The organism is Vibrio genomosp. F10 str. 9ZD137 (assembly GCF_049974785.1).
Taxonomy (GTDB): Bacteria; Pseudomonadota; Gammaproteobacteria; order Enterobacterales; family Vibrionaceae; genus Vibrio.
In genome coordinates this window covers 1-7,983 of sequence record NZ_JBNGCJ010000272.1, presented here as the reverse complement: position 1 = coordinate 7,983, position 7,983 = coordinate 1, and the positions used below count along the sequence as shown (strand labels likewise).

General features: G+C 43.2%; 6 protein-coding genes. 2 read left to right on the top strand and 4 right to left on the bottom strand.

Annotated elements, in window-relative coordinates; all coding sequences use genetic code 11:
* The coding region (gene malF, locus ACP45E_RS04665; RefSeq protein ID WP_069584752.1) for a maltose ABC transporter permease MalF at window positions 1-1,474 on the bottom strand (1,474 nt) is incomplete at its 3' end.
* A gap of 80 nt (window positions 1,475-1,554) precedes the next feature.
* On the bottom strand, window positions 1,555-2,736 hold the full coding sequence (gene malE, locus ACP45E_RS04660) for a maltose/maltodextrin ABC transporter substrate-binding protein MalE (RefSeq protein WP_017037630.1): 1,182 nt from the start codon (window positions 2,734-2,736) through the stop codon (window positions 1,555-1,557).
* A gap of 832 nt (window positions 2,737-3,568) precedes the next feature.
* Here malE and malK point away from each other — a divergent pair.
* Complete coding sequence (gene malK / locus ACP45E_RS04655) at window positions 3,569-4,687, top strand: maltose/maltodextrin ABC transporter ATP-binding protein MalK (protein WP_017036764.1); 1,119 nt, start codon at window positions 3,569-3,571, stop codon at window positions 4,685-4,687.
* 96 nt (window positions 4,688-4,783) lie between these two features.
* On the opposite strand, the gene ACP45E_RS04650 is transcribed toward malK, so the two are convergent.
* Entirely contained in the window at window positions 4,784-5,335 is a 552-nt protein-coding gene (locus ACP45E_RS04650; protein WP_017036763.1) for an ATP:cob(I)alamin adenosyltransferase, read from the bottom strand.
* Between the two features lie 114 nt (window positions 5,336-5,449).
* Complete coding sequence (locus tag ACP45E_RS04645) at window positions 5,450-6,019, bottom strand: malate synthase (RefSeq protein ID WP_017037629.1); 570 nt, start codon at window positions 6,017-6,019, stop codon at window positions 5,450-5,452.
* A 191-nt stretch (window positions 6,020-6,210) separates the two neighbouring features.
* Here ACP45E_RS04645 and ACP45E_RS04640 point away from each other — a divergent pair, with 191 nt between their 5' ends.
* Window positions 6,211-7,728 carry a DUF3612 domain-containing protein gene (locus tag ACP45E_RS04640; protein WP_069583227.1) on the top strand — a complete coding sequence of 506 codons (1,518 nt, stop codon included), beginning with the start codon at window positions 6,211-6,213 and terminating at the stop codon, window positions 7,726-7,728.
* The last annotated feature ends 255 nt before the right edge of the window (window positions 7,729-7,983 follow it).

Genomic DNA, 7,983 nt, shown 5'->3' with positions numbered 1-7,983 from the left:
GGCCACCCGCGCCTTCAAAGGCGATTCGGTAGGTGTAGCTGACGAGTAGATCGGTGTAACCTGCTGGCTCAGAGGTTCCAATCATATTTGGGCCACCTTGAGTTAACAGCTGAATCATTACAAAGTTATTGAAGTTAAACGCAAACGCAGCGATAAGAAGCGGGGTTAACGGTTTGATCATCAACGGCAGCGTTACTTTCGTAAAATTATGGAAGAAGTTTGCACCGTCAATCGCAGAGGCTTCATATAGGTCTTCTGGAATCGCTTTTAATAGCCCCATACAGAGAATCATCATGTAAGGAAAACCTAGCCACGTATTAACAATCAACACCATGGTTTTCGCTAAGAATGGGTCAGAGAACCAAGCTGGGCTGATGCCAAAAATGGACTGTAAGACCATGTTGATCTCACCGAAGCTTTGGTTAAATAAGCCTTTAAAGATGAGGATAGAGATGAACGCGGGTACGGCATAAGGCAAAATCAGCAGTACGCGGTAGATAGCACGCCCTTTCAACGCTTCCCACTGAACAACACTGGCTAAAATCAAGCCAATAATCAATGTTGCGACAACTGAGATGACCGAGAATAGAACAGTCCAGATGAAAATACTGATGAACGGTTCTTTAATTCCATCGTCTTTCCAGACACGTTCGAAGTTATGCGTACCAATGTCGACGATGAATCCTGGCGCAACGGTAGAGCCTGTGAATTGGCCCATTTCATCGACCGGTTGATAAAAGCCTGTGTCCATATTAGGACGAAGAATGGCGCCAGTTTCATTACTCACAAGAGAGGTTCCATCTTCTTGCAATGTATACAGAGGAACCACTGCGGCAAATTTTCTTAATCCGCTCATGCGGATGTCTTCACCTGTTGGTAGGTGTAAGTCGACACGACTCAGGGAGCTTCGATTCTGAACAATCGTTTTTATTTTCTCTTTGTCGCCAGGCACCGATTCGACAATGGAAAGGTCCATATCGGTTACGGACAACGACGCTAAATCAAAGTGATCCGTTGCAAGCAGCTGCTCACCTTTTTGTACCGCAATACGGTGACCATTCTCTGTGCTATACAGCGTGAATGGGTAGCTTTCACCACTTTGGTAAGTTTGGTCTAACAGTACTGTCTGGGCGCGTTCGAATGAGAGCTGATTTTTTGCACTGTAGTTAGTAAAAGCAAGGCCAACAGTATACACCAGTGGGAAAATGATGAATAAGATCATTCCGGCGATACCCGGATAGATGTAGCGGTGAGCGTACGTTTTTTTACTGCCAAAGATATACAGAGCAAGTGCGGTAAGAATAACAGTAAGGAGTGCAAACGCGAGTTCACCACGAGAATACATTAATATGGTTGCATAACCATTTACGATGCCCAACGAACCTAAAAGTGCCCATTTAATGAATACACTCTTGCTGGTCGGTAAATCCGTTGTTGCTGATGTCATAGCATCTGTGCTTTGAACTGACTGCATAGAGAAACCTGCTAGCGATAATAATAGAAAAAAATAGAAATGAAGGAGAGGTTACCCTCTCCTTAAAACGGTGTTACCAGTTACTTTGTCATCTGTTTTTCAGCGTCGGCTAACGCTTCATCAACCGTTTGGCGACCATCGACAATGTTAATGATAGCGCTCTTCGCACTGCCCCAGAAAGCATTCATTTGAGGAATATTCGGCATAATTTCACCGTTCATTGCGTTATCCATCGTCGCTGCAATGCGCTTATCTGCATCAAGTTCACGCTGGAATGAGTTAAGAGCAACAGCACCAAGCGGCTTGTCATCGTTTACTTTACGTAAACCATCATTCGTCAGTAGGTAGTTCTCTAGAAACTCAACCGCTAGATCTTTGTTTGGAGAAGCCGTACTGATACCCGCGGTTAATACGCCAACGAATGGCTTAGAAGATTGACCGTTGAACTTAGGCAGTGTCGTAACGCCATAGTTGATACCGGAAGTCTCGATGTTGCCCCAAGCCCAAGGACCATTAATCGTCATAGCCGTCTTACCCTGGTTAAACGCAGATTCAGATACTGAGTAGTCCATGTCTGCTGAGATAACACCTTTATCGACTAGACCTTTAACGAAGTTCATTGAATCTTTAACACCATCAACAGCGATACCCGCATCTTTTACATTGTAACCTTCAGCGCCGTACTTAAATGCGTAACCACCATCAGCGGCCATTAAAGGCCATGTGAAGTAAGGTTCTTTCAAGTTCCACATGATGGCTGTTTTACCGTCTTTCGCTAGTTTAGCGTTAAGCGCTTCAACTTCTTCCCATGTTTTAGGTGGGTTAGGAACCAGATCTTTGTTGTAGATAAGAGACAGTGCTTCAATCGCAACTGGGTAACCAATCAGTTTCCCATCATATTTCACTGCATCCCATGCAAAATCAACGATGCCTTCTTTAATTTCTTTTGAAGGGTTAACTTCCGTTAGCAAACCAGATTGAGCATAGCCACCAAAACGGTCATGCGCCCAAAACACAATATCAGGGCCGTCGCCTGTTGCCGCTACTTGTGGGAAACGATCTTGCAAGCCATCAGGGTGAGCAACGGTTACTTTAATACCCGTGTCTTCTTCAAACATCTTACCTACTTCAGCAAGTCCGTTATAACCTTTATCACCGTTAATCCAGATAGTTAGTTGACCTTCTTCGATAGCAGCGTGCGCACCAAAAGAGCCAAGAGCAACGAGTGTACTCAGCGCTACTGTGCTTAGGGCATTTTTCATGTCTATATCCTTTTTTATTTTTGTGTTGTAGGGCTTACCAAGAGGTTTGCCGTATTTCGACATACATAATCTTAGAAAAAAGGGGCCGTCTCATCCTCCTACTCTCTACGCCCTCACTATTATGGCTCATTTTCGTGATCCTTAGCGCCTCACCATGAGGACAACCATCACAAAAGTGACACTTTCTGTGATTCATCTCACTGATGAACCAGCTATTTATTTGAGCTAGATCGCTCTCTTAATTTAAGCTCAATATATCGCTCATCCTTTACTACTCCCCCTAGACAATTTGTAGCTAGGAGGATGTATTCACACTCAAAAATGATGAAACTTAAGTCATCCAAGAGTGGATAGTAGGAACCCTTTCCAGTTGTTTGAATGTTAAATTTAGCACTGGCTTACAATGCCGATTTGGTTTCCAGTTATTTGAGATATGTTTATGCCTTAGTTCAATGCGATAAAGAGTACGACTCTTTGAGCCGATTTAAAGCAGCATCAAATATTAACGGGGGATGGAAACCAAATATTGGCTTTGATGGGTGAGGATACGTATCGGTCTGTTTATACTGTATCGACAGTGAGTATTCTCACCCCTTTTTCTTACTCAAATGCCTAAAATGTGTCAGACAAACGAGCAACGATGCAAGTTACGATAGACTCATTGAACTAAAAGTTCGGGGTTCCACTGTACTCAGTGACAAAATGTACTCAGTGACAAAATGCACTCAGTGACAAAAATTACATTAAAAAAAGAATATTAAAACAATGGTTGCCACCTCTACCTTAAACACTGGCAGCCGTTAATGAATTAGATTAATCGAGGACGAGCTAGATGACGAATGTCACGTTAAAAAATGTATGTAAAGCGTATGGCGATGTTTTGATTTCAAAAAATGTTGATCTAGAAATAAAAGAAGGCGAGTTCGTCGTTTTTGTTGGCCCATCGGGCTGTGGTAAATCCACTCTACTTCGTTGTATTGCAGGCCTAGAAGACATTACTTCTGGCGATTTATACATTGGCAATGAACGCATGAATGACATTGAGCCTTCTAAACGAGGCGTTGGGATGGTTTTCCAGTCTTATGCTTTGTACCCACACCTAAACCTTTTTGACAACATGTCATTTGGCCTCAAATTAGCTAAAGCGGATAAAAAAGAAATCGACAAGCGCGTCGAACATGCCGCTGATATCTTACAACTGACTCACCTATTAGAACGACAGCCTAAAGCACTTTCTGGTGGGCAACGTCAGCGCGTGGCTATCGGTCGAACTTTAGTTTCACAACCTAACGTCTTTTTGCTTGATGAGCCTTTATCAAATCTCGATGCGGCACTTCGAGTACAAATGCGCTCAGAAATCACCAAGCTACAGCGCAAACTCGGCTGTACAATGATTTACGTGACCCATGATCAAGTTGAAGCCATGACAATGGCCGATAAAATCGTCGTGCTTGATGACGGTTTCGTCTCTCAGGTTGGTCGACCACTAGAGCTTTACCACTACCCAAAAAATCGCTTTGTCGCTGGGTTTATTGGCTCACCAAAAATGAACTTCATGAGCGTATTCATTGAAGAAGTTGAAGCCGAAAGAGTAAAAGTTCAGCTTTCTAATGGTATGTCTTTCTGGATTCCAGTGGATGGTACGACCGTTAACCGTGGCGACAGAATGTCGATGGGGATACGCCCTGAACATTTGCTTACAGCGTCAGATGGTGATGGTTCAATCGAAGGGGATGTAATGATTGTAGAAAAACTAGGCAACGAAACTCAAGTTTACCTTAACCTAGAAGGCGCAGATGCGGATGTGAACTTCCGTCAGCCTGATACGTTACCCGTCGAAGTGGGTGACAAACTCGAAATTGGCATTCCTGCTCATCGCTGCCACTTATTCCATAGTAATGGAAACGCTTGCCGCCGCCTGTATAAAGAAGAAGGCATGAAACTCGATTAATCGCCTCTAACGATGAGACAATTAACATCAGAAAAAACCCCAAGACTTTCACCTCTTGGGGTTTTCTTATTAAAGGTCAGCATCGACAAAAATGCATCAATCCTTATTGGCCTGTTTTTTCGGCATCGGATAGCTTTTACTGACAAACTCCACTTCTTGGGTGCTCGTAATAAAATTAATGTAAGAAGCGAGCGTATACATCACATTGGCGAGCAGGTTAGCGTAACGAAACAGAATAGGATCAGGCTGTTTTTTACCTGAATGTTCAATGGCTACTAGTGCCCTTACTATCTTCTTCGCGTTACAACGGCACAAATGAAGCTCACTCGCAGCTCGCGCTCCTCCCGGTAAAACAAAACCTTTGAATCCCCCCTGAAGTAATGAACGAAGATGTTCATAGTCTCGGTACAATTCGGTGAGTTCAATGTCGGTAATCGCCAGTTTTCCTCGTACAGACCCGTTTAAATGATAGACATTGGGTTGTACTCGCTGTAACACGTCGCGGCTGATTTCATCCAGATCGTAGGTGAGTACGACGCCAATTCGACTGCACAGTTCATCGGTGATGATTTCAAAATCACACACAGGGCTATCTTCATAGATAAATGGGTAACAGATCTCACCATCTGCTTTACTGACTGGTTTCACTCGCATTCCTTACGCATACAAAAACGCCCACTAATTACCTAAGCTAAAAAGTGAGCGTTTTATCTGAGCTAATCGACCATTAGCTAAAAATATATCAACGAAACAACTATTTAATTACATATTGTAGCAATAGTCTAACGTGTAGTCTTCCCCGCTTTTACTGGTGTATTCTTTATCTTCACTGCACGCTCTTGGTTTTCCTTTTTCATCACCTTGTACCAGGCTAATCCAGTGACGCATCGCGGCCATCTCACTTCTTGGTTGTGTAAAGGTAGTGCACGTTTCCAACTGAATATCATCAATCTCAATAAGCTCAACACAACCCGTTCCTTTGTGACATCCAAGCAATACATCGACATGGCTTCCATTTCCATCTTTGAACAAGATAGAGCATGGGTCTTCTTTTTCACCTGTGTAAGCAACAAAATGTTTATTGCTCTCTAAACCGCTGTGAGAGCCATCTTTGAAATAGGCAACCATATGTCGGTAATCAATCATATAACCGGTTACGTCTTGATGAGAGCCATTCTCCAGCGGAAATAGGCTATCGAGGAGTTGTTTTGCTTTCACCTGTTTTTCACTTTGCTGATTAGCACTGATTGTCTCTACGGCAAAGACAGCTTCAGCGATAAATGGCTTGTTATTTGTATTTGTCTGTTTTTTATCGAATCTAAGCATATTCATAGTCTTTCCCTCTGTAAAACTCATTCAGTGTGGTAGTCATTGGTTAGTACTACCAAAATTGTCCTATCTAGAGCAAATATTCAAAATTTACTTTCGGTTCTCGGTAAATATGTGACTTTGCTTACTTGGAAGATTAGCGAATTTTTGACTACAATTTCACAACAAAAATTTTACAATGTGAATTTTACAAAATGTCTCTATCAAAAAGCTTAGTTCGTCAGTCTCATTTCCTAGGTACTAAGATTAGAAACCTGAGGAAACGCAATCACTTAACTATGGAAGATCTCTCTGCGAGGTGCATACGGGTGAATCCCGAGTACGCCCCATCGGTTTCTTACCTCTCGATGATAGAGCGAGGAAAGCGTGTACCCAGTGTTGACATGTTAGAAGTCATTGCGGAAGTTTTTCAAAAAGATCCACGCTGGTTTCTCGATGATGAACCGGAACAAAGCGCAATTACACCTGACAAAGGAAATCGAGGTGGGATCAGTGGGATGGCACTTGAACCTAGTTTTTTATTTTCCAATGACATTTTACAAATTGCGATTCCTGAGATGCTCTCCCAAACTGGGATCACTGGCCGTCAATTTGCCCATCTATTGATTCGCGCTCACCAAGAAAGTAATCAGAACCACTTTCCTCACCTCGAACGTGCCGCCGAAGAAGTGGGGTTAAAAAGACTTAACCTTGCGATTGAAGACCTTATCGACATAGCGAAAAACCTGGGTGTCAGAATTCGTTGGATAACTCGAACGCCTCAAGATGTGGTTGATGAACTTGGCGTTAGCGCTAAGCAATTAGTGACCTCATTTTTTGAAGCGCCCAGCACAATTTACCTCAATGAGATACTTAAAGAGTACCCGACTCGTCTTAAATATGATCTCGCTGTTTATATTGGTCATTGTATTTTGCACCGAAAAGAAGGGCTAAAAAGTGTTCTCTCTGTGGGTCACACCAATAGCTGGGAGGAAACAACAAGCCCTAGCCCTACCTCTGAACTTAACTCTCAGGATATCCTGCAAGCGTGGCGTGATTTTGAATCCAGCTTTTTTGCCGGTGCTTTACTCTGCCCAAAAGTCCCGTTTAGGCAGTTGCTTGATCGCAGTGGTTATGAAATTGATGTGCATCAGAAGGCGGGGGTTTCACCTTCCGTGGCGATGCGCCGAATGACGGTCGTTTCTCCCTACCCACATTGGCACTATTTCGATGCATACGGGCAAAATAAACTCAAAGCCGTGTACCGCGGAAATGGTATCCCTCTGCCTTGGGGGAACATGCGAAAGGTCAACGACCCTTGTCAGCACTGGGCGGTTTTCAGACGTCTATCTGAGCCGAAGAGCCACAGTTCAGCGCAAATCTCAATTCTTAACGTGGGTGATGAACCTAGGATTTATTGTTGTGAATCGGTCAATATGACCGATCCAGCGGGTAACAATCGGGTGTTGTGTGCAGGGATTGATCTTAATCCCGCCATTGATGCGCAAGGAGGAGACGCGCGCTCTATTGCGGAAGACCTCAAGTCACTGTGCGTTTCCAAAGGAGGTAGTGCTGCTATTCCGCATTATATTAAAAAGGAGTTCACAACCATTGCTAAAATACTCAATATCAATTGGATTGAAAGAGGCATTGAATCGGATGCTCGGGTAATTTGTTCTCGCGGCGCAGTGTGTCCACGACAACCTAGCTGCTATAAGCCATGTGGCAATTAAGTCCTAAGAAAATTAGGCCATACTCATGAGTTAAGCCATACGACAGTTAAGCGTTTTCAGCTTTAGACCTTGATATAATGAGATCTTGATATAATGAGACCTTGATATAATGAGACCTTGAGATAATGAGGCCTTGAAGTAGGAAATGAATAAAATGGTCAGCCAGAAAAGAAAAAAGCCAATCCCAAAATAAGTGAGGATTGGCTATATATATCTGTGAACAAAAATGCGTTCACTAACAACGTCAGTTGGCTA

What these genes read in the sequence shown, in the direction of transcription:
- malK (WP_017036764.1), top strand. Translation starts at nt 3,569, where the DNA reads ATGACGAATGTCACGTTAAAAAATGTATGTAAAGCGTATGGCGATGTT.
- ACP45E_RS04645 (WP_017037629.1), bottom strand. Translation starts at nt 6,019, where the DNA reads ATGAATATGCTTAGATTCGATAAAAAACAGACAAATACAAATAACAAG.
- ACP45E_RS04640 (WP_069583227.1), top strand. Translation starts at nt 6,211, where the DNA reads ATGTCTCTATCAAAAAGCTTAGTTCGTCAGTCTCATTTCCTAGGTACT.
- malE (WP_017037630.1), bottom strand. Translation starts at nt 2,736, where the DNA reads ATGAAAAATGCCCTAAGCACAGTAGCGCTGAGTACACTCGTTGCTCTT.